15 protein-coding genes and 1 tRNA gene are annotated in these 19,890 nt (G+C 65.2%); 8 read left to right on the top strand and 8 right to left on the bottom strand.

Features of this window, described 5'->3' with window-relative positions; translation table 11 throughout:
• Nucleotides 1-81 precede the first annotated feature (81 nt).
• Nucleotides 82-1,002, top strand: coding sequence for a crotonase/enoyl-CoA hydratase family protein (locus Q0L25_RS17530; protein WP_296616508.1), 921 nt, complete (start codon nt 82-84; stop codon nt 1,000-1,002).
• Between the two features lie 50 nt (nt 1,003-1,052).
• Nucleotides 1,053-3,107, top strand: coding sequence for an NAD(+) synthase (locus Q0L25_RS17525; RefSeq protein ID WP_296616506.1), 2,055 nt, complete (start codon nt 1,053-1,055; stop codon nt 3,105-3,107).
• A gap of 98 nt (nt 3,108-3,205) precedes the next feature.
• Here the strand turns inward: Q0L25_RS17525 and Q0L25_RS17520 are convergent, their stop codons facing one another.
• The 6 genes from Q0L25_RS17520 to Q0L25_RS17495 all read right to left on the bottom strand — a co-directional run bounded on the left by Q0L25_RS17520 (nt 3,206) and on the right by Q0L25_RS17495 (nt 12,375).
• Entirely contained in the window at nt 3,206-6,415 is a 3,210-nt protein-coding gene (locus tag Q0L25_RS17520; protein ID WP_296616504.1) for an autotransporter domain-containing protein, read from the bottom strand.
• A 142-nt stretch (nt 6,416-6,557) separates the two neighbouring features.
• Nucleotides 6,558-9,002: a TonB-dependent receptor gene (locus tag Q0L25_RS17515; protein ID WP_296616503.1), complete on the bottom strand. Its 2,445-nt coding sequence runs from the start codon at nt 9,000-9,002 to the stop codon at nt 6,558-6,560.
• Nucleotides 8,999-9,940 (bottom strand): FecR family protein, encoded by a 942-nt coding sequence (locus tag Q0L25_RS17510; RefSeq protein WP_296616502.1) that lies wholly within the window; start codon nt 9,938-9,940, stop codon nt 8,999-9,001. The genes Q0L25_RS17515 and Q0L25_RS17510 overlap by 4 nt, the downstream gene beginning before the upstream one ends.
• A 36-nt stretch (nt 9,941-9,976) precedes the next feature.
• Entirely contained in the window at nt 9,977-10,501 is a 525-nt protein-coding gene (locus Q0L25_RS17505) for an RNA polymerase sigma factor (RefSeq protein WP_296616500.1), read from the bottom strand.
• A 138-nt stretch (nt 10,502-10,639) separates the two neighbouring features.
• Nucleotides 10,640-11,644: a N(4)-(beta-N-acetylglucosaminyl)-L-asparaginase gene (locus Q0L25_RS17500; RefSeq protein ID WP_296616499.1), complete on the bottom strand. Its 1,005-nt coding sequence runs from the start codon at nt 11,642-11,644 to the stop codon at nt 10,640-10,642.
• Complete coding sequence (locus Q0L25_RS17495) at nt 11,641-12,375, bottom strand: copper homeostasis protein CutC (protein ID WP_296616497.1); 735 nt, start codon at nt 12,373-12,375, stop codon at nt 11,641-11,643. Before Q0L25_RS17495 ends, Q0L25_RS17500 begins: the two co-directional genes overlap by 4 nt.
• A 90-nt stretch (nt 12,376-12,465) precedes the next feature.
• Between Q0L25_RS17495 and Q0L25_RS17490 the strand changes: the two genes are divergently transcribed.
• Nucleotides 12,466-14,589 (top strand): AsmA family protein, encoded by a 2,124-nt coding sequence (locus tag Q0L25_RS17490; protein ID WP_296616496.1) that lies wholly within the window; start codon nt 12,466-12,468, stop codon nt 14,587-14,589.
• Nucleotides 14,590-14,701: 112 nt separating this feature from the next.
• A complete protein-coding gene (locus Q0L25_RS17485) occupies nt 14,702-14,890 on the top strand; it encodes a hypothetical protein (RefSeq protein ID WP_296616494.1) in 189 nt (62 codons plus the stop codon).
• A 63-nt stretch (nt 14,891-14,953) separates the two neighbouring features.
• Here the strand turns inward: Q0L25_RS17485 and Q0L25_RS17480 are convergent, their stop codons facing one another.
• Nucleotides 14,954-15,640 carry a DUF4336 domain-containing protein gene (locus Q0L25_RS17480; RefSeq protein ID WP_296616493.1) on the bottom strand — a complete coding sequence of 229 codons (687 nt, stop codon included), beginning with the start codon at nt 15,638-15,640 and terminating at the stop codon, nt 14,954-14,956.
• Nucleotides 15,641-15,721: 81 nt separating this feature from the next.
• Nucleotides 15,722-15,811, bottom strand: a tRNA-Ser gene (locus Q0L25_RS17475).
• 135 nt (nt 15,812-15,946) lie between these two features.
• On the opposite strand from Q0L25_RS17475, the gene hspQ reads away from it, so the two are divergent.
• The 4 genes from hspQ (at nt 15,947) to rpmA (ending at nt 19,738) form a co-directional block, all read left to right on the top strand.
• Nucleotides 15,947-16,327, top strand: a complete 381-nt coding sequence (gene hspQ, locus Q0L25_RS17470) for a heat shock protein HspQ (protein WP_296616491.1) — start codon at nt 15,947-15,949, stop codon at nt 16,325-16,327.
• A 164-nt stretch (nt 16,328-16,491) separates the two neighbouring features.
• Nucleotides 16,492-18,933: a TonB-dependent receptor gene (locus Q0L25_RS17465; protein WP_296616489.1), complete on the top strand. Its 2,442-nt coding sequence runs from the start codon at nt 16,492-16,494 to the stop codon at nt 18,931-18,933.
• 139 nt (nt 18,934-19,072) lie between these two features.
• Nucleotides 19,073-19,450 carry a 50S ribosomal protein L21 gene (gene rplU / locus Q0L25_RS17460; protein WP_296616487.1) on the top strand — a complete coding sequence of 126 codons (378 nt, stop codon included), beginning with the start codon at nt 19,073-19,075 and terminating at the stop codon, nt 19,448-19,450.
• 18 nt (nt 19,451-19,468) lie between these two features.
• A complete protein-coding gene (rpmA, locus tag Q0L25_RS17455) occupies nt 19,469-19,738 on the top strand; it encodes a 50S ribosomal protein L27 (protein ID WP_066585833.1) in 270 nt (89 codons plus the stop codon).
• The last annotated feature ends 152 nt before the right edge of the window (nt 19,739-19,890 follow it).

Here is a 19,890-nt window from a genome sequence, read left to right as displayed (position 1 = left end):
GTCCAATGCGCCTCAAGCGCCATCCTCTGTTGATGATTGGACGCCGGAACAAGTCCGGCATGACGGATTGGAAGATGGTCGATGAACGAGCCTGAACACATCCGCGTCGACGTCACCGATCACATCCTCACGATCACGCTCGACCGCCCGAAGGCGATGAATGCCTTCACCGCACAGATGATGCGCGAGATGGTCGCGGCGTTCGACCGCGCCGACAAGGACGATGATGTCCGCGCGGTGATCGTCACCGGCGGCGGCGATCGCGCGTTCTGCGCGGGCGCGGACCTCTCCGCCGGCGGGGCGACGTTCGACTATGCCAAAGGACCGCGCTGGTCAGACGCGGGGTCGCCGGTCGGTCCAGACGGCACGGTCGATTGGGACCACGAAGGCATTCGCGATGGCGGCGGCCTGCTCAGTTTGCGCATATTCCAGTCGAGGAAACCGGTGATTGGCGCGATCAATGGCGCCGCGGTCGGGATCGGCGCCACGATGACCTTGCCGATGGACTTCCGCCTGGCCGCCGAGGGCGCGCGGTTCGGCTTCGTTTTCGCGCGGCGCGGCATCGTTCCCGAAGCGGCATCGAGCTGGTTCCTGCCGCGGCTGGTCGGCATCTCGACTGCGCTCGACTGGTGCTATTCGGGGCGCCTGGTTGCCGCCGCCGAAGCGAAGGACGCCGGGTTGGTGCGCTCGGTCCATGCCCAGGCGGATCTGCTCACCGCCGCGCGCGCGCTTGCCCGCGAGCTCACCGCGGAATCCGCTCCGGTCTCGATCGCCCTCACGCGCCAGATGATGTGGCGGATGATGGGTGCGCCCTCGCCGATCGACGCGCACCGGCTCGACAGCCGGCTCGTCTGGTCGCGCGGCGCCAGTGCCGACGCGCGGGAAGGCGTCGCCTCGTTCCTGGAAAAGCGCTCGGCCATCTATCCTGACAAGGTCTCGACCGACCTGCCGCATTTCTCGCCCTGGCTCGATCCGCTCGAGTGGCGCGAGGATACGACCTGAGCCGCCGCCACGACCTTGCGATAGGCCAGTGTGAGGCCTAAGCGGCGGGTATGGCGAAGACCCATCGTTTCTTCTCGCACCACACGCATGAATTCCTGCGCGTGGCCGCCTGCACGCCGGTGGCCAGCGTCGGCGACATCGCCGCCAATGTCCGCGAGACGATCGCGCTGGCGAAGCGCGGTCACAAGGAAGCGTGCGACCTGCTGGTCTATCCCGAGCTCAATCTCACCTCCTATGCGATCGATGATCTGCATCTGCAGCAGACGATCCAGCGCGCGACCGAAGCAGCGCTGACCGAAGTCGCCGAGGCGACCGCCAAATTGCGCCCGGTGCTGCTGGTCGGCGCGGCGGTCCCGCGCAATGGCCGGCTCTATAATTGCGCGGTGGCGATCCATCGCGGCCGGATCCTGGGCATCGTCCCGAAGACATTCCTGCCCAATTATCGCGAATATTATGAGAAACGCTGGTTCGCGAGCGGCGAAGGTGTGGTCGGGGCGGAGATCGACATTGCCGGACAAACCAATATTCCGTTCGGCACCGACCTGATCTTCGCCGCCAGCGACCTGTCGCATTTCATTTTCCATGCGGAAATCTGCGAGGATTATTGGGCGCCTGTCCCACCCTCGACCTGGGCGGCGCTGGCTGGTGCGCTCGTCTGCTGCAACCTGTCGGCGTCCAACGTCCTGATCGGCAAGGAGCGGCAGCGCATGCTCCTGTCCGGATCGCAGTCCGACCGGGCGGTGTGCGCCTACGTCTTCTCCGCCGCGGGTCCGGGTGAAAGCACCACCGATCTCGCCTGGGACGGCCAGGGCATGGTGCATGAATTGGGCGAACTGATTGCCGAGTCCGACCGTTTTCCGGCGACATCGGGCTTGTTGGTTGCCGATGTCGATTGTGGACGTGTCCGGCACGAGCGAATGCGCAACAGCACCTTTGCCGACGCCGCCCGGTTCGCCGGGGTTGGCGACTCGGATTTCCGCTTCATCCATTTCGAGGCAAAACCCGATTTCGCCGATGTCGGGTTGAAGCGCGATGTGCGGCGCTTTCCGTTCGTCCCCAATGCGCCCGAGAAGCTCGACGGCGATTGCTACGAGGCGTTCAATATCCAGGTCTCCGGGCTGATCCGCCGGATCGAAGCGGCGCGCGCCAAGCGGTTGGTGATCGGCGTGTCGGGCGGACTCGATTCGACCCATGCACTGATCGTCGCGGCCAAGGCGATGGACCGGCTGGGCAGATCGCGCGACCATATCCTGGGCTATACGATGCCCGGCTTCGCGACCAGCGAGGGGACCAAATCGAACGCCTGGGCGCTGATGCGCGCGCTCGGCGTGGCGGGCGACGAGATCGACATCCGGCCGGCGGCAAGACAGATGCTCGAGGATATGCGGCACCCGTTCGCCAATGGCGAACCGGTCTATGACGTGACGTTCGAGAACGTCCAGGCCGGCCTTCGGACCGATTATCTGTTCCGGCTGGCCAATCAGCATGACGGTTTGGTCGTCGGCACTGGTGACCTGTCCGAGCTCGCGCTCGGCTGGTGCACCTATGGCGTCGGCGACCAGATGAGCCATTATGCCGTCAATGCCGGCGTGCCCAAGACGCTGATTCAGTTCCTGATCCGCTGGTGCATCCGCACCGACCAATATGACGGCGAAACCGACCGCGTGCTCGACGCTATCCTGGCGCAGGAAATCTCGCCCGAACTGGTTCCGGCCGGTGCCGACGGCGCGATCCAGTCTACCGAGAGCAAGATCGGCCCGTACGAACTCAACGACTTCTTCACCCACTATATCGTGCGTCACGGCCTGGTGCCGTCGAAGGTCGCCTTCCTAGCGTTGAAGGCATGGGAAGATGCGAGCGCGGGCCGCTGGCCGCGGGATTTCCCCGCTGCCGCGCGACACGCTTACGACCTTGCGACGATCCGCCTGTGGCTGGAGAAGTTCCTGTTCCGCTTCTTCACGATCAGCCAGTTCAAGCGCTCGGCGATCCCCAATGGCCCCAAGGTCTCGGCGGGCGGCGCGCTGTCCCCCCGCGGCGACTGGCGCGCGCCGTCAGACGGCACTGCCCAGCCATTTCTCGACGAGTTGACCGCGAACCTACCGTAGGGCGCGTTCATGCCGTTTCAACCGAACTGAAACGGGAACGGTGCCGGCCCGCTCTCCCACCCGACCGGGTGGGAAACGGACCGGCACCGCAACCGACATCAGAGTCCGATCTGAAGCGTCGCGCGCAGCGAGATCGCGGCGCGGCTCTGCTGCTCCTCGGCACCCACTTCGCCACCGATGCGGAAGCCGGGCGAACCGCCCGAAGCGCGGAAGCGGCCGACCCAGCCATCGGTCCGCTTGTCGGGGATCAGGGTGAAGGCCTGGCCGCCCGCAAAGTTCGCGGTGGTTGCGCCCAGTTCGCCGCCGAGTATCTGGCGCCGACCCGCCTCGATCTCGGTATGGAACCAGCCATCCTCGGTCGACCCGAAGCTGAGGCCCACCGCCATCGTCGCATTGGCGGCAAATTCGTCGCTGGTGCGCTTGGCGATCGACAGGTCGAACGCCTTGCCGCCGCCGGTTTCCGTATGGGCGTCCTCGTCGAGGCGGTAATAATCGACCGACAGGATCGGGCGGAAGGTCAGGTGGCCGACCGCGCCCTCATACGAGGCACCGCCGGTGGCCGAGAACAGGTTGCCGTTCCATTTCGAGCTGTTCTTGAGCGCAACCGCCGTGCTGGTGCCGTCGTTGCCGGTAAAGCTGCGCTCGCTGGCGAAATTGACGCGCGCCGCGGAGACGCGAGCGAACGGACGCAGACCGCTCCACTCGCCGCGCCAATAAGCGGCGACCTCATACTGGTCGGACGACACCGTGTTGTCGGTGCCGTTGTCGTTGTCGTTGCCGTGCAGATAGGCGAGCGACAGGCCGAAATTGCCGAGCTTGGTCTTGTATTCGGCGCCGCCGGACGTGCCCCAGCCGTTAATGTCGTACGACGCGGTGTTGAGGAAGCTCTTCGACCCGCCATAGGCGACTTCCTCGATCCAATAGCCCCAATGCCCCTTGTCGACATAGGGCGCGCCGCCGTCGGTCAGCATCCGGCCGATCGCGCGCGAGCCCGCGCTGACCGCCGCGAAGGTGCCACCGGCATGATCGGGCAGCATCTGCCGGATCGCGGTCTGGAACGCAGTGCCGTCGGTGATGTTGAGGAACGAATTCGCGACCTTGCTGTCCTGGCTCAACGCGGCATAGATCGCGCCATAAGCCGCCGAACCCGAACGGTTGAGGCCTAGTTCGCTCGCCGTCTTGGCGGCGATGTCGATCGCGATCTGGTTGGCGGGACCGCCGGTCGCGATGCTGGTCTTGTACATGTACGGCAGCGCAACGGATGAGGTCGTCAGATTGCTCGCGCCGGTGACCGTGCCAGCCGTCAGGATCGTATAGTGACCGGTCCCGGTGACGAGCCCGGTCAGCTTGATCGCGAGCTTGGAATTGGCGTCGAAGCTGGCCGTCCCGGCGACGTTATACTGCGTCGCGGTATTGGTGGTGGTGTTGACGGTGACGCCAAGAGTGCCGCCGCCGGTCACCGCCAGCGAGCCGATCGATACCGGCGTGGTGCCGGTGTTGGTGAACTTGCCCCCGTTGACCGTGACTGCCAGGCCCGACGCATTGGCGAGCGTGCCCGAGAAGGTCGAGGTCCCACCGATCGTCAGCGTGTCCGACCCGCCGCCAAAATCGACCGCACCGGTATAGGCAGCCGTGCCGGCCAGGGTCATCGTGTCGTTGCCCGCGCCGAATGTGGTGTTGCCGGTCATCGTCGCGTCGCCCGACATGGTGAGCAGGTTATTGCCCGCGCCGAATGTGACATTGCCGGCAAGCGAGCCGTCGCCCAGATCGAGCGTATCGTTGCCGCTACCAAAGCGGACGTCGCCGGCGATGGAAGGCGCGGTTCCGCTGGCGACGACGATCTGCCGGACCGTCGCGCCGGTCGTATTGGCGCTGAGGTCGATGGCGATGTTGCGGGTCGATGCCGCGTCGGCGCCGCTGGCAGTGATCGCGCCGCCATTTTCGACCAGGGTCACACTGCCCGATTTGTCGACGATTGCGGTCGCGCCGGCGGCGGTTCCTGCAGTCGCCGAGATCGTGCCGGTGTTGCGGATCGAGGTCACGTTGGCGCCGGCGTCGACCACGACGGCCTGCGACAACTGGCCGGCGGTCGAGGCGCCCGTGGCGGTAATCTTGCCCGAATTGACGATGGTCGGGACCGTCGCGCCGGCACCGATGCGCAACGCGGTCGCGTTTGCCGCGTTGGCGGTCGCCGCTATGCCCCCGGTGACCTGCATGCCGTTGGTGACGGTGACCGCCCCGCCCAGGCCGCCGATCACGACGCCATTGGCGTTCACGCCAGCATAGAGGCCGTTGCCGCTCGCCGTGCCGTTGACGATCAAGCCATAGCCGGCAGTGTTGGCGACGGGCCCCAAGGTGACAGAGTTACCGGCTGCGCCGATCTGCAGCGCGGCAGCCGAGCCGTAGGAGGTGATCGCCGCCGAGCCTTCGTCGGCGTCGGGGATGCCGTCCTTGTCGGTATCCGGATCGGTCGTGCTGGCCGTCGGCGCTACGGCGAGGATAACGCCGCCGCCGACATTGCCGGTGATCGAGACCGCGGGTCCCCCCTGAAGCAAATCATCGGCGTCGAGCTTGCTCGGATCGCTCGGCACCGTCGTATAGCGGTAGCCGGTGCTGGAAATGGTACCTTGCAACGTCAGCGCGCCGGAAACGTTGCCGTTGATCAGTACCGCGCTCGACCCGCCCCCTTGCGCGGTGATCGTGCCGGCGATGCGCGCATTGCCGTTGATATCGCCGGTCTTGACGCCGGCTGAATTGTTGCCGGTGACCGTGATCGTGCCGTCGGTCGACAAATTGCCGTTGAGCGTTCCACCCAGCAGGATGCCGTAGGAATTGTTGCCCTCGACCGTGATCGAAGCGCCTTTCGCATTGGTGATCCCGCCGGTGAAGGTACCGGCGGTGCGGATGCCTGCGCGTCCGGTGCCTGAAGCAAACGGGCCATCGAGGTCACCGTCATTGTCGGTGTCGGTCGGCGTATAGGTCTCGTCGACGATGATCTTGCCGGTATTGTTGATCGAACCGGTCACTCCGGCAGCCGCGCCGATGCCGGTCGCGTTGTCCGAATTGGTGATCTGGATCGTGCCGGCGTTGCTGACGCCGTTGTTGCTGTCGATCGTCACCGCCGTGCCGCTGGTGACGGTCACCGATCCCGCCGAGGTGATGCTGACGTCGGAAGGCGCACCGTTATTCGCAGTCGACGTCTTCACCGGCGTCGTGATCGCGGTGGAGATCGTGCTTTGCGCCGCGGCAGGCGTCGCGGCGAACAGGATGACGGGGGTCAGGCAAGTCGAAGCAAGCAATACGCGCATCTGCAATCCCTTTTTCGGATGCCCGTTGGGGAGCGGCACCCGTTCAAAGGCGATGACGGCGCCGCGGCGGCGCAGCCTTGAAGCACGAGGTAAATTTTTGGGAATGAAAGGTCCGCCGAGCGCTTCATGCGGGACTCGGCGGCTAGAATGCTGCGTCGAACCCGATCCGGACGGTGCGCGGGCGCAGCGGCGTGATCTGCTGTTCGCTGGGGACCGCGAACGGCGTGCCCAGCGCGAAGCGGTTGCCGACCTCATCGGTCAGGTTGGTGACGCTGGCCGTCACCGCGAAGCGATCGAAAGACAGGCGCGCGGAGATCCGCGTATCGAGATAATCGCCTTGCTCCGCTCCCAGGATCGGCCCCACGCCCAATCGCGAGCGGCCGGTATAGCGCGCCGACGCCGCGAGCGAGATTTGCGCCGTATCCGACACCGCGAATTCGTATTTGACCGCCCCGCGCGCGACCACATTGGCGATGTTGGGCACACGCCCATAGGTCACCGCGTCAGCGGCTACCGCGTTGACGATGTGCGATGTAGCTGGCTGGCTGTTCGGACCGGGGATGACGAAGCTGAGGAAGAACGGGCTGGGATTGACCACCTTGCTGTCGTTCAGCGAAATGCCGGCCTCGAGGCTCAGCCCCGGCCCCGGGCGCCAGTCGGCCGATGCGGAAACCGTCCAGATCCGCCCGTCGCCGATATTGGCCGTGCTCGGCAGCCCACGGCCATCGATGAAATCGGCCTGGATGTTGCGCCACAGGGTCCGCGAGACGCTGAGCGAGACGCCGATCGGGTCGATGCCCGGCACGCCATGCCGCATGCCGAATTCGAACGTCTCCGCGCGGTCATTGCGAAACCGCCGGACGAAATCGCCCTCGATTGCCAGGCCGCCTGGCCGGAAACTCTGCTGGTAGCGGGCGTAGAGTGTCAACCGGCGGAGCGGTGTCGCCGACAGCGCGAACGACGGCAGGAAGGCGCTTTCCTCGCGTTCGGCCGTCACGTCGGCATTGAGCCGGGCGATTAGCGGCACGACGTCGGCCCCCTCGCCCGTCAACCAGACATGGCTGTAGCGGCCGCCCCCGGTCAGCGTCAGCTTGGGCAGCAATTCGACCGACACTTCGCCATAGCCGGTCGCCTCGGTAATCCGATTGACCACGCCAGTGGCCGGCAAAGGCATGTCGGGATTGCCCATCGCTCGACTGAGCCTGGTCGTATTGCGCACCACGCTGGCACCGAACACCCAGCCCAGACCATCGGTCATCGGCCGCGACAGGCGGTTTTCGAAGGAGAAGAGGTCGGTATGGTTGTTCTGCTTGAACAGCCGCTCGGGACCGTTCGGCTCGGTGGCGTCGTAACGCTCGTCGAGCCTCTGGCGCGCGATCCCGAGCGAGGAGACAAATAGCAAGCCGCTGTCGAAGCGACGGCTCGCGACCAACTCACCCAGCGCATAGGTCGCATCGCTCCCCTGCGGGAGCAGGCTGTCCCGGGTGAGCGGCGGCGCATCGCGATCGGCATATTGGCTGTCGAGGTTGCGCGTCTTCTGATAGGTGCCGCCCAAATCGATCGTCCAGCCGCCGACCTTGCCACGCAGCGTCGCACGCCCGCCAAAGATGTTGGAGCGGTTGATATCCTTCTTTCCGAGCAGCGGGTTGTCGATATAGCCGCCCTCGGTAATGCCGTATCCGAGCACCCGAATGCCCAGCGCATCCTCGGCGATCGGCAGGTTGAGGACCCCGGCGAGATCGGCCCCGGGCGCGCCGTGCCAGGTCGCCGAGACGCCGCCGGTCAGCGACCCGCCGATAGTCGTGAGATCGGGCGTGTTGCGAATGACACGAATGATGCCGCCGAGCGATCCGGCGCCGTACAGCGTTCCTTGCGGCCCCTCGAGCACTTCGACCGACCCGACATCGTAAAGCCTGAGATCGGGATCGGGCGCGTTATAGGTCAGGCGCACGTCGCCGAAATATTGGCCGACGGTTGCCTGGGTCGGTCCGGTGAAGCTCGAATCGGCGATGCCGCGGATGAACAGCTTGTTGCGGCCGGCACCGAGATAGGTCGAGGACACGGTCGCAACGCGCGAGACGATGGCGTCGGTGCCATTATCGGGATCGCGGCCCAGGTCGAGCCCCCCGATCACGGTGACCGCGCCGGGAAAGTTCTGCAGCCGGGTATCGCGCTTGCTTGCGGTCACGACGATATCGTCCGCAGCCTGCGGCTGGGGCGCAGGCGGTGGGGAAGCCGGCCGTTTCGCCGCGATGGCGCGAGGGATCGGCTTGGGCTTCGGCGGTGGAGCGGGGACGATCCGCCACACGCCGGGCGCCGGAGATACTGCGCGAGCCGACGTTCCCCTCAACAGCAGCGAGAGGGCGCGTCCTGCGCCCATCGTACCGCGCACCGCGCCGACCGGGCGGCGAAGCAAGCCGGGGTCGTTCACCGCAACGACGATGCTGACGCGCGCCTGCGCGCCGAGTACCGCGATCGCTTGGCCGAGCGTCCCGGCGGGAATGTCGATCGCCTGATCCTTCGCCTCGGCCGGCGATGCGATCAGGCAGAGCCCCGCCAGCGCCGCGGGGCCGGCGAAACCCCTCATGGTCCGGCGATCACCCACCCTTTGCCTGAACGGCGCACATTCGCGCCGAGAAGGATATTCAGCCGCGCCATGGTCGGCTCGACACCACCGTCGAGCCGCACGACGCCACGGAACGGCCGCGCGGCGGCGTCATCGCTGACGCTGACTGGCACCCCGAGATTACGCTGCAGGTCGGCGGCGACCCGCGACAGCGGCGCTCCGTCGTAGAAAAGCTGGCCACTACGCCATGCACCGACATCGGCCGGCCGAACTGCGCTCAGCCGGCCGGCGCGCTGCCCTTTGGCGAGTGTGAAGCGCTGGCCCGCCGGCACGTCGATATCCGCCTTGCCGGGATCGACCACGACCATGCCTTCACTCACTGCGAGATCGAGCGCGCCGCCGCCGGTCGTCACTTCGAACGTGGTGCCGGCGTCGACCAGAGTCGCGTCGGCGGTTTCCAGCCGGAATGGACGCGCGGGATCGTGCTTCACGGTGAATAGCACCTGGCCGCGTTCCATCCGCGCGAACCGTTGATCCTTGCGATCGAGCTCGATCTTGGTTTCGCCGTTCAACTCCAGCTTGGTGTCGGCGAGGACCAAGGTGCGGCGTTCGCCGGCGGCGGTTTGCACCGAGTAAAGGTCGCGCGACGGCCAGGCGAGCCAGGAGCCGGCGGCAACCGCGAGCGCGACCGAGGCCGCGAGAGCACCGCCCAGCCAGCGGCGACGCGTCGGCACGATCGGGTCGTCGAATTCGGGTTCGGCTTCGGCCGGCCAGCTCACTCCCGCCAACAGCTTATCCAGGTCGCGGTCGGCGGCGGAAGTTTCGGCGTAAGCAAGCGCATGCGCGGCGTCCGCGGCAAGCCATGCCTCGAACGTTTCCCAGTCGTCAAAGGAGGGATCGCGCTGGCGGATCAGCCAGGCGATGGCTTCCTCCTCCATCTCGCGCGTCCAGTCGGTCATGTCCGCCTCCTGTAGGTGAAGACGGACTCGGTCGGATCAAACCTCATCGATCGACCTCCGATAGTCGAGCAGCGCGCGATAGGCGCGCCTGAGATCCGCTTCCACGGTGCTCAGGCTGACCCCCAATTCGCGCGCGATATCGCGTTGCTGGACGCCATCGATGCGATGACGGCGAAAGATCGTCGCGGTGCGCGCGCCCAATCCGTCCAGCACCGCCTGCACGCCCGCCAGCGTCTCGCGCGCCACCAGACTGCGGTCGGGCGGCGGCGCGTCGGACCGGTCGGGCTCTGTCGGCCCCGCCGCATCACTCCAATCCTGCTCGCGCCGCTCGGCCTGGCGCCGCGAGCGAAATCGATCGACCATCAAATTGTTTGCCGCGCGATAGAGATAGGACAAAGGCTGAGCGACCGGTCCGCCGTCGGTGGTCGCGACCCGCACATAGAGATCCTGAAGCACGTCTTCCGCCGCGTCCCCGGCGCCGCGCGAGATCAGGAATCGCAACAGCTTCTCCCTGTTCGCGAGGATGACGGCCTGAAGGCCGGAGGGAGGAACATCGTCCATAGGCGGCGAAGAGCATGAACCCGAAAGGGATGGCGACGCCCAGTACGGCCTGCGCCGCCGCTTATCCAGCCCCATTGCAGGCGGCAACACCCAGCCGAGTCGCTACCTTGGACCGCGACCCCTGGACTGCAAGCACGATTATGGGGCTTGGCTGAACAGGCTGGCCGAAGGCAGCACTTCGGTCGCGCCCGAATGCCGCGTCACGGCATAAGTGAAGCCGGGAAGCAGCGCATAGGCGCCGACCCGGCCATCCTGACCCAAAGCCAGAAAGCCCACCTGCAATCCCTTGATCGCGTCGCCGCGCATCTGGGCAATATGCTTGACCGCTTCCTCGCACGCCGCCTGGGGGGACAGCCCGGCGCGGATCGAGGCGACAACTCGGGCGGTCCCCGCGATCCGGGTCACTTCCTCTCCGACGCCGGTCGATGCGGCAGCACCTACCCCCTTTTCGAGGAACAGCCCGCACCCGGCCTGGGGCGAGTCGCCGACCCGCCCGCGCATCTTGAATGCCATGCCCGACGTCGTGCAGGCCGCGGCCATCGCGCCGTCCAGGCCGCGCGCCATGATCCCTATCGTGTCGTGGTTGAGCTTGGAACCGGGCGGTCCGGGGAGGCGGTTCTCGATATTGGCGATCGGCTGATACTTCGCGGTTTTGAGCCATTCGCGCCAGCCTTTCTCGGCCTCGGGGGTCAGGAGGTTGGTGCGCTTCATGCCCTGGTCGAGAGCGAAGCGAGTAGCCCCCTCCCCGACCAGCAACGTATGCGGCGTCTTTTCCATGACCAACCGCGCGACCGAAATGGCGTGGACGATATCCTCCAGCGCGGCGACCGCGCCGACGCCGCCGCGATCGTCCATGATGATCGCGTCGAGCGTCACATGGCCGTCGCGATCGGGATAACCGCCATAGCCGACCGAATGATTTGTAGGATCGGCCTCCGGCACCTTGGCCCCAGCCTCGACCGCATCGAGCACCGAGCCGCCGGCCCTGAGGCGCGCGAGTGCCGCTTCGTTGGCGGCCTTGCCGAAATCCCAAGTAGAGAGGATAGCGACCGGATCGCTCTCAGCCGCATCTGCCGCGCTTGCCGCGAAGACGGCCGCCGCGCCGATCGCCAATGCACCGCGCCGTGAAATGCCGTCGTTCATGTCTCACTTCCCTTTTTTGTCAGCGCCGTGCGCAACCTTTGCACGATGGCCCGGTCGGTCGCGCGTCGCGGCCCGGCTGCAAAGCCGAGCCGCAACGTCGCCTCGTCGGGTTCAGGGCCGGGACGGCTGGCCGATCCATGGACTTCGCGCACGCCGGTGGCGGCAACGATCCGCTCGACATTGTCGGGCGAGATGCCCGATCCCGCGATGATCGACAGCCGCTCCCCGGCCGCCGCGACCATCGCCGCAAGCGTTGTCATGCCTTCGACCGCGGTTGCAGCCCCGCCCGAACTCAGGATCTTGTCATAGCCGAGCGCGATCGCCTGGCCCACAGCCGCAACGGGATCGGCGACGAGATCGATCGCGCGGTGCAGGACGATCACCGCCTCCCCCGCGGCGTCACGGAACCGCGCCAGCGCTTCGCGGTCGAGTTCGCCATCGGGGCGCAACGCACCGACCACCACTCCGTCGACGCCTCGCGCCCCGGCCGCGCCAATCTCCTCGACCATCAACGCCACATCGTCTTCGCTATAGACGAAGCCGCCCGCGCGCGGGCGGATCATCATGTGCACCGGACACCCGGTCCGCAGTGCATGATCCAGCAGGGCCGCGGACGGCGTCAGGCCGCCGAGCTCGAGCGCCGAGCAAAGCTCGATCCGATCGGCCCCGCCGGCGACCGCGGCATCGACCCCAGCCGCATCGTCCACACAGATTTCCAGGATAGCGCTCACAGCTCATTCCTAGGCGGCTTCGGCCCATCTTGCCAGCGTGGTGGCGAATGAACCTTTCAAGGCATTCGCGCGATTCAGGCGGCGATGGATATGACCGCGCCTCCTCCCAAGGACGTGACCGGTGAGACGCCGGCGACGGGCTTTTTTGGCAGCCGCGCCTGGCGGATCCTTCGCAACACCTTGGTCGGCATATTCGCGACTCTCTTCATCATCTGGCTCGTCCTGTTCGTCACCAAGGGGCGCTTCCTGAAGCAGCCTTTCGAGAGCGTCACGACGCGGATGGCGGGCCGAGATGTAAAGGTAGGTGGAGACTTCCAGCTCTATTTCGCGCCGCTGAAAATCAAATTTTACGCGGAGGGCCTGAGCATCGCCAATCCGAAATGGGCGAGCAGGCCCAATCTGTTTCAGGCACAGAAGATCGATATGCGGGTTTCGCCGTTGAGCCTGCTGTTCGGCAATCGCCGTATCTACTGGCTCGACCTGACCGGAGGTTCGGGCGACCTCGAATGGAATACCGACCATACCGCCAACACCTGGACGTTCGCCGACACCGGCGGCAAGCCGTTCAAACTGCCGCGGATCGATCGCGCTACGGTCGTCGGCACAAAGGTGCGCTATATCGATCCACGGATGCGGCTGCTCGCCGATCTGGGGCTCGATCCGATCGCCGCCACGAACAAGCAGATCGGCAAGGAAGTCGAACTGCACGGGACTGGGCAAATCCGCGACACGCCGTTTCGCCTTGTCGCGCAATTGAAGTCGCCCGACGCGACGCTCGATCGCGGCGAGAACAAGCTGGTCGCGCGTGCCTGGGCCGCAGGCAATGTCATCGATGTCGCAGGCACGCTGCCTTCGGCAACGGACATCGAGCATGTGCCGTTGCGCATGCGGGCACGGGGCCGCAACCTCGCCGACCTGCTCGGCATTATCGGCGTGGTCCTGCCCAATACCCGGGACTATGCGTTGCGCGCGCAACTGGTGAAGGACGGAGCCGAATATCGCTTCACGCACATGGCCGGCCGGTTCGGCGACAGCGACCTCGCCGGACGGCTGACGATCGTCAATGGAGAGCGGCTGCGGCTCGATGCGGCATTGGCGACGCGTGAACTCGATATCGTCGATGCCGCACCGTTCATCGGATACAATCCAGATATCGTCGCGGCAAAAGGCGCGGTGGCAGCCGCCGCGGCAACCGGGGCCGCGCCCCAGCGCGTGCTGCCCGATGCCGCGCTGCCGGTGGCCGAATTGCAACGTTTCGATGCCGGGCTCCATTGGACGATCCAGGATATCAAGTCGCGCAACGTCCCCATTTCGCATGTTGACTTGACGCTGGCGCTCGACCGCGGACGGTTGGCGTTGTCGCCGCTGAGCTTCGCGATGGCGCGCGGTAACGTCGCATCGGACCTGATCTTCGACACACGATCGCGACCGGCCCTCGACACCTACGACATTCGTCTATCGCCCACGCCTATGGGCCGACTACTGGCCGGCTATGGCGTTGACGAGTCAGGCACGAGCGGCACGATAAAGGGTCGCATCCAGTTGAAGGGGCGCGGCGACACCATCCACGATTCGCTCGCGACGTCTTCCGGCCGTGTGGCGTTCATCATGCCGAGCGGCAGCTTCTGGACGCGGAACGCCCAGCTGTCGGAACTCGACATCGGCACGTTCATCCAGAAGATGTTCGAGCACAAACTGAAGGAACCGGTGCAGATCAATTGCGGGCTCATCGCGTTCACCGTGCGCGACGGGATCGCCGCCGCCGATCCGATCATCATCGACACCAAGAAGAACGTCATCCTCGGCCGTGGCGGGCTGAGCTTCAAGAATGAAAGCCTCGACCTCGCATTTCGCGCCGACGGCAAGCAATTCTCCTTGTTTTCCGCCCAGTCGCCGGTCGGCCTCAACGGCTATTTCGCCAGGCCGGGCATTCAGGTGATCAGCCCGGAGTTGCTCGCGCGCGCCGGCGGCGGCGTAGGTTTGGCCACCGTCGCCAGTCCCCTCGCCGCCATTCTCGCCTTTATCGATGTAGGTGACGCGAAAAGCGCTGCATGCGGGCCGATCCTGGCCGGCGCTCACGCCCAGGCGATGCGGACCACGAAGGGCAAGCCGCGCGACGACGTAGGGAATGGTACCACTGCCAAATCGGAAAGCGGCAAGGAGTCGGCCGCCGATCGCAAGAAACAAAGGAAGAAGTTTCTCGGTATTTTCTGAACGCAAACACGCAGGCGCCAAGCGCGACAATCGCCGAGGCTCTGCCCGTTTGCGTCGAATTTGCTGATCGATCGTTCACGCACCTGCGACAGCTGCGCCGGAGGAGAGATGCATGGATAGCGACGTGAACGCGGACGGCGAAGATACGCATGCCGAGCGTGCCGAGGTGCATTTCCTCGCCGCCTTGGCCGACGAATTGATGCGCGGGTTGCTACTGGCCGGCGTCTTGTCGCAAGCGCAGCTGAATGAAATCGAAGCGGCGGTCGCCCTGCGGGTAGGATCTTCACCACGGGCGTGGTGATACCGATGGTGGTCGTTGGGTTTCCGTCGATGGGCCAGGCGATACCGCCTGGCCGCACGGCACTCAAATCCAGCGCAGCGCGTCGCGGATGATCCGGGTCGCGTCGGCGGGCGCGCACACGCCATGCGCGATCAGCAACCGCTCGGGCTGCCAATCGAGCAGCGTCCGACGCGCGGCGCGCGCGGGGCCTCGACGAAGGAAGCTTGCGCGCCAATCGCGGGGCGTGCTGCCACGGTCACCAGCCAGTCCGTCGAGCCGCACCAACAGGCCTTTGAGCCCCGTGAGGTAAGACGACGGAAAGCGCTGGATCAGGTCGCAGACGATGGCGGTGCGCGAGGCGCGGTGAAAGAAGACCACCTCTTCCATCGCGAACGAGCCGCGGAACACGACTTGGTCGATGTCCGCCGCCCAGCGGGGATCGGGCATATCGCCGAGCGTGCCGTCGAACCGTAGATCGGGCCGTTTGCGTGCCAGATCAGGCGGCGCAAATACCCTCGCTTCAGGCCACCGCTCGACCCATTGTTTGAGGAACAGATGGTGGAGCTTGTTGGGCGACACGATGTGGCAGACCGGGCCGACCGCTTGCACTGCATCGGCCAATTCTGCGGTCAATTCGATCGGCGACCAAATCCAGGCCGTACCATCCGAAAGCCGCGCGACCGCCATCCGCGTGGGATAGGGGAAACCGAGGAACGACACGTCCGGTCCGTTGGCGAGATAGAGCGAAGGGCCGAATTGCTCGAGCATCATGTCGAGCAAATGCCGATTGGTCCCACTTTGTTGCGAATGCCGTGGCGGCCGCATGAGGCAGCCGCGAATTCTCAGGCTAGGTGGCGGAGAGGGTGGGATTCGAACCCACGGTACGGTTACCCGCACAACGGTTTTCGAGACCGTCCCAATCGACCTCTCTGGCACCTCTCCGCGCTGGGGGTTCCGCACCCATATGCACTGCCTGAACAGCGCGGGTGCCGGTCGAAGGCGGCGCCTCTAACGTACGCGGTCCGTCTACGCAAGCGGTCCGCTTGTGCGGCGCCGAAGAAACTCTACATTGTAATCATGACTCGTTCCGAACCCTATGATGTGCTTTCGCAATCCGGCGTGCCTATGCCGGCCGTCGCGACCGCGCGGTTCACCATCGGCGATGTTGTTCGCCACCGCATGTTCGACTTTCGCGGCGTGATTTTCGATATCGACCCGGTCTTCGCGAATACCGACGAATGGTATGAATCGATCCCTGAGGATCTGCGCCCGTCGAAGGACCAGCCCTTCTATCATCTGCTCGCCGAGAACGGCGAGTCGAGCTACGTCGCCTATGTCAGCCAGCAGAACCTGCTCCACGATGACAGCGAGGAACCGGTCGATCATCCGGCGATAGACGGACTGTTCACCGGCTTTGCCGACGGCCGCTACAATCTGCGCCGCGAGCATCGGCACTAGGGCAGCCGCCCCCAGATCGACCGATGTGTGACTTTTGTGCACCGCAAGAAAAACTTGCGGTGCTTCGTGCTGCCCCACGTCTAGGAATGTTACCGGCCTGTGACGATATTCGTCGCGACAGGGTGATCGGGGGCGTGCGTCCCCGCGTATAAAGGGGTAACATCATGAGGCTCAACCGTACCGCATTGGCGATAGCCGCTTCCTCGATCGCGCTCGCAGCCAGCCATGCCGCGTTCGCTCAGGAAACGCCCCCGGCCCCCGATGCCGCGGCCGCAGCCGAGGATCAGGCGGCGCCTGGCCAGGAGATCATCGTAACCGGCACGCGCGTGGCTGGCCGGACCAAGCTCGACACCGCGTCGCCAGTAGACGTGCTGAGCGGAAACAGCCTTCGTCAGCAGGGAACGACCGAACTTGGCGCCGCGCTCGCCGCAGTCGCTCCGTCGATCGATTTCCCGCGCCCGTCAGCCGTCGACGGCACAGACGCGATCCGCCCGGCAACGCTGCGCGGCCTGTCGCCCGACCAGACGCTGGTGCTGATCAACAACGTTCGCGCGCACACCTCCGCGCTGCTCAACATCAACGGCTCAGTAGGCCGCGGCTCGGCCGCGACCGATCTCAACACCATCCCTACCGTAGCGCTTGATCGCATCGAAGTGCTGCGCGACGGCGCATCGGCGCAATACGGTTCCGACGCGATCGCCGGCGTGGTCAACCTTCGCCTGCGCGAAGCGCGTTCGGGTGGCGGCGTGTCGACCACCTACGGTTTCTACAATACCGATATCGAGACCGCGCGTGGCGATCGCCACACCAATGGCGAGCACACCGTATCGGTGTCGGGATGGCAGGGTATCGGCTTTGGCCAGGACGGCTATCTGACCATCTCGGGCGAGTTCGTTAACCGCCAGCCGACCAATCGCGCCGATTTCGACCCGCGCGTGACGCCCAGCGTAGTGACCGGCCGCTTCGGCGACCCGGAGGTTACGCAGTATAGCCTGTTCGCCAATTTCGGCACGTCGATCGGCGGTAATTGGAAGCTTTATGGCTGGGCCGGCTATCAGGATCGCGATAGCCGCAGTGCAGCCTTTCCGCGCCTGCGGACCGTCGTGATCTCCGGCGCGAACACCGTGGGCAACACACTGACGCAATATCCCAACGGTTTCCTGCCGATCATCAATACCAAGTCGCGCGATCTCAACACGGCGCTCGGCCTGAAGGGGGATGTCGCCGGTTGGGACGTCGACCTGAACGTCTCCTATGGCCGCAACAAGATCGGGTTCCGCACGCTGAACTCGGCCAACTACACTTACGGCGCGTCGACACAGACCAGCTTCTCCGACGGCGCGCTGATCTATGACCAGTTGGTCGGCGGCCTCGACGTGTCGCGCAAGTTCGACGTTTTCCAATCGCTCAACGTCGCTTTCGGTGTCGAGGGGCGGCGCGAAGGCTTCCAGATCGAGTCGGGTGAGGCCGCGTCATACAATTCCGGTACGGTGTTCCCGCTCGCCCAGCCCGGCGCGCAGGGATTTGTCGGCTTCGCACCGGTCAACGCGATCAAGCGGCATCGTCAAAACGGATCGATCTATCTCGATTTAGAAGCGCAGGTGACGGACAAGTTCCTGATCGGCATTGCCGGTCGCGGCGAGGATTACTCCGATTTCGGAACGACGGGCACCGGCAAGGTTTCCTTGCGCTACGACTTCGCGCCGTGGTTCGCGTTGCGCGGCACGGCGTCGACCGGCTTTCGCGCACCCGCGCTCCAGCAGCAATATTTCACGTCGGTCGCCTCCGTCATTCAGAACGGATCGCCGTTGCTGACAGGTCTCTATCCATCGGTTTCGCCGGTGGCGACGGCGTTGGGCGGCTTGCCGCTCAAGCCGGAAAAGTCGACCAACTTCTCTGCGGGCACGGTGATCCGCGTGGGTGGGTTCGACCTGACCGTCGACGGCTATTACATCAAGATTCGCGACCAGATCGGTTTGTCGGAGAACATTCAGGCGAGCTTCAGCCCGCAAGTCGCGGGAATCCTGGCGCCCTACGGCGTGCAGGCGGCGCGTTTCTTCATTAACGGCTTGGCATCGACGACGCAGGGCATCGACGCGGTGGCGCATTACCGGCTGAAGTCGGACGGCGCCGGCACCTTCGACTTCACCGTCGCGGCCAATGTCAACAAGGTAGACATCACCAAGGTACCAACATCGACCGCGGTGAACCTCAATCCGGCGCCTACTTTGTTTGCGCGCAGCCGTATCCTGACATTTGAGCAGGGCACGCCGGGCGAGAAGATCACCGGGTCGATCGACTGGTCGCTCGACAATCTCGCGGCGACCGCCCGCGTCACCTATTATGGCGACGTCAACCAGCCGGGCACGGCCGCTAGCGGTTCCGCCGATATCCATACCGGCCAGCACGCGATCACCGATTTCGAACTGCGCTATCAGCCCAAGAAGGGCGCGCAGGTCGCGCTCGGGGTAAACAATCTGTTCGACGTCTATCCAGATAGAACCATTGCGGCGAATAACAGCACCGGTGTGGTCGGTTTCCCCTACTATTCGCCGTTCGGCTTCAACGGGCGCTATCTCTACGCGCGCGTGGGCTTCAACTGGTAAGGACACGCAAGACATGGCGGCGCGGTCACAAAACCGCGCCGCCACGGTTGACAGAATCACCTCGCTACCTTAGGCGCGCCCCTTCAACCGTGGGGCCCCGGCCTTCGCGGGCATACGGATTTGAAAGAGAAATAGGGCCATGTTCGCAGTCGTGCGCACGGGCGGCAAGCAGTATCGCGTCGCCGCCGGAGACAAGATCGTCGTCGAGAAGATCGACGGAGAAGCCGGTAGCTCGGTGACGCTGGGCGACGTCCTGCTCGCCGGCGAGGGCTCGGACCTGCAGTCGACCGACGGCCTGACCGTCGCCGCCGAGATCGTCGCGCAGGCGAAGGGCGAGAAGGTTATCGTCTTCAAGAAGCGCCGTCGTCACAATTATCGTCGCCGCAACGGCCACCGCCAGAACCACACGATCCTGAAGATCGTGTCGATCGGCGCCGCCGAGAAGAAGGCGCCCAAGAAGGCCGCCGCCAAGAAGACCGACGAGGCCGGCGCTGAAGCCCCGGCTGCCGAAGCTTAAGTTCGAGGAAGAGTAGAGATGGCACATAAGAAAGCAGGCGGTTCGTCGCGCAACGGTCGCGATTCGGCTGGCCGTCGCCTCGGTGTGAAGAAGTTCGGCGGACAGGAAGTCGTCGCCGGCAACATCATCGTGCGTCAGCGCGGGACCAAATTCTATGCCGGCCGCAACGTCGGCATGGGCAAGGATCATACCCTTTTTGCGCTTACCGACGGTCGCGTGACCTTCCACGAGGGCAAGCTCGGCCGAAAGTTCTGCTCGGTAGACATTATGGCGCAAGCCGCAGAATAACGGGCAACCGCACGGGTTGCCCACCAGGGCGACCCGGGTCTCGGGCTAACCAGAGACCGAACAAGGGAGACGGGTCGCCCCGGCTCCCTTTTTTCATGCTCCCTCCACTTCCGGGTCGCGGAAACGTCATATCGACGTGCGAGCGGCCCGGC

Source organism: Sphingomonas sp. (assembly GCF_024508665.1).
Lineage (GTDB): Bacteria > Pseudomonadota > Alphaproteobacteria > Sphingomonadales > Sphingomonadaceae > Sphingomonas.
This window is presented reverse-complemented; position numbering and strand designations above follow the sequence as displayed.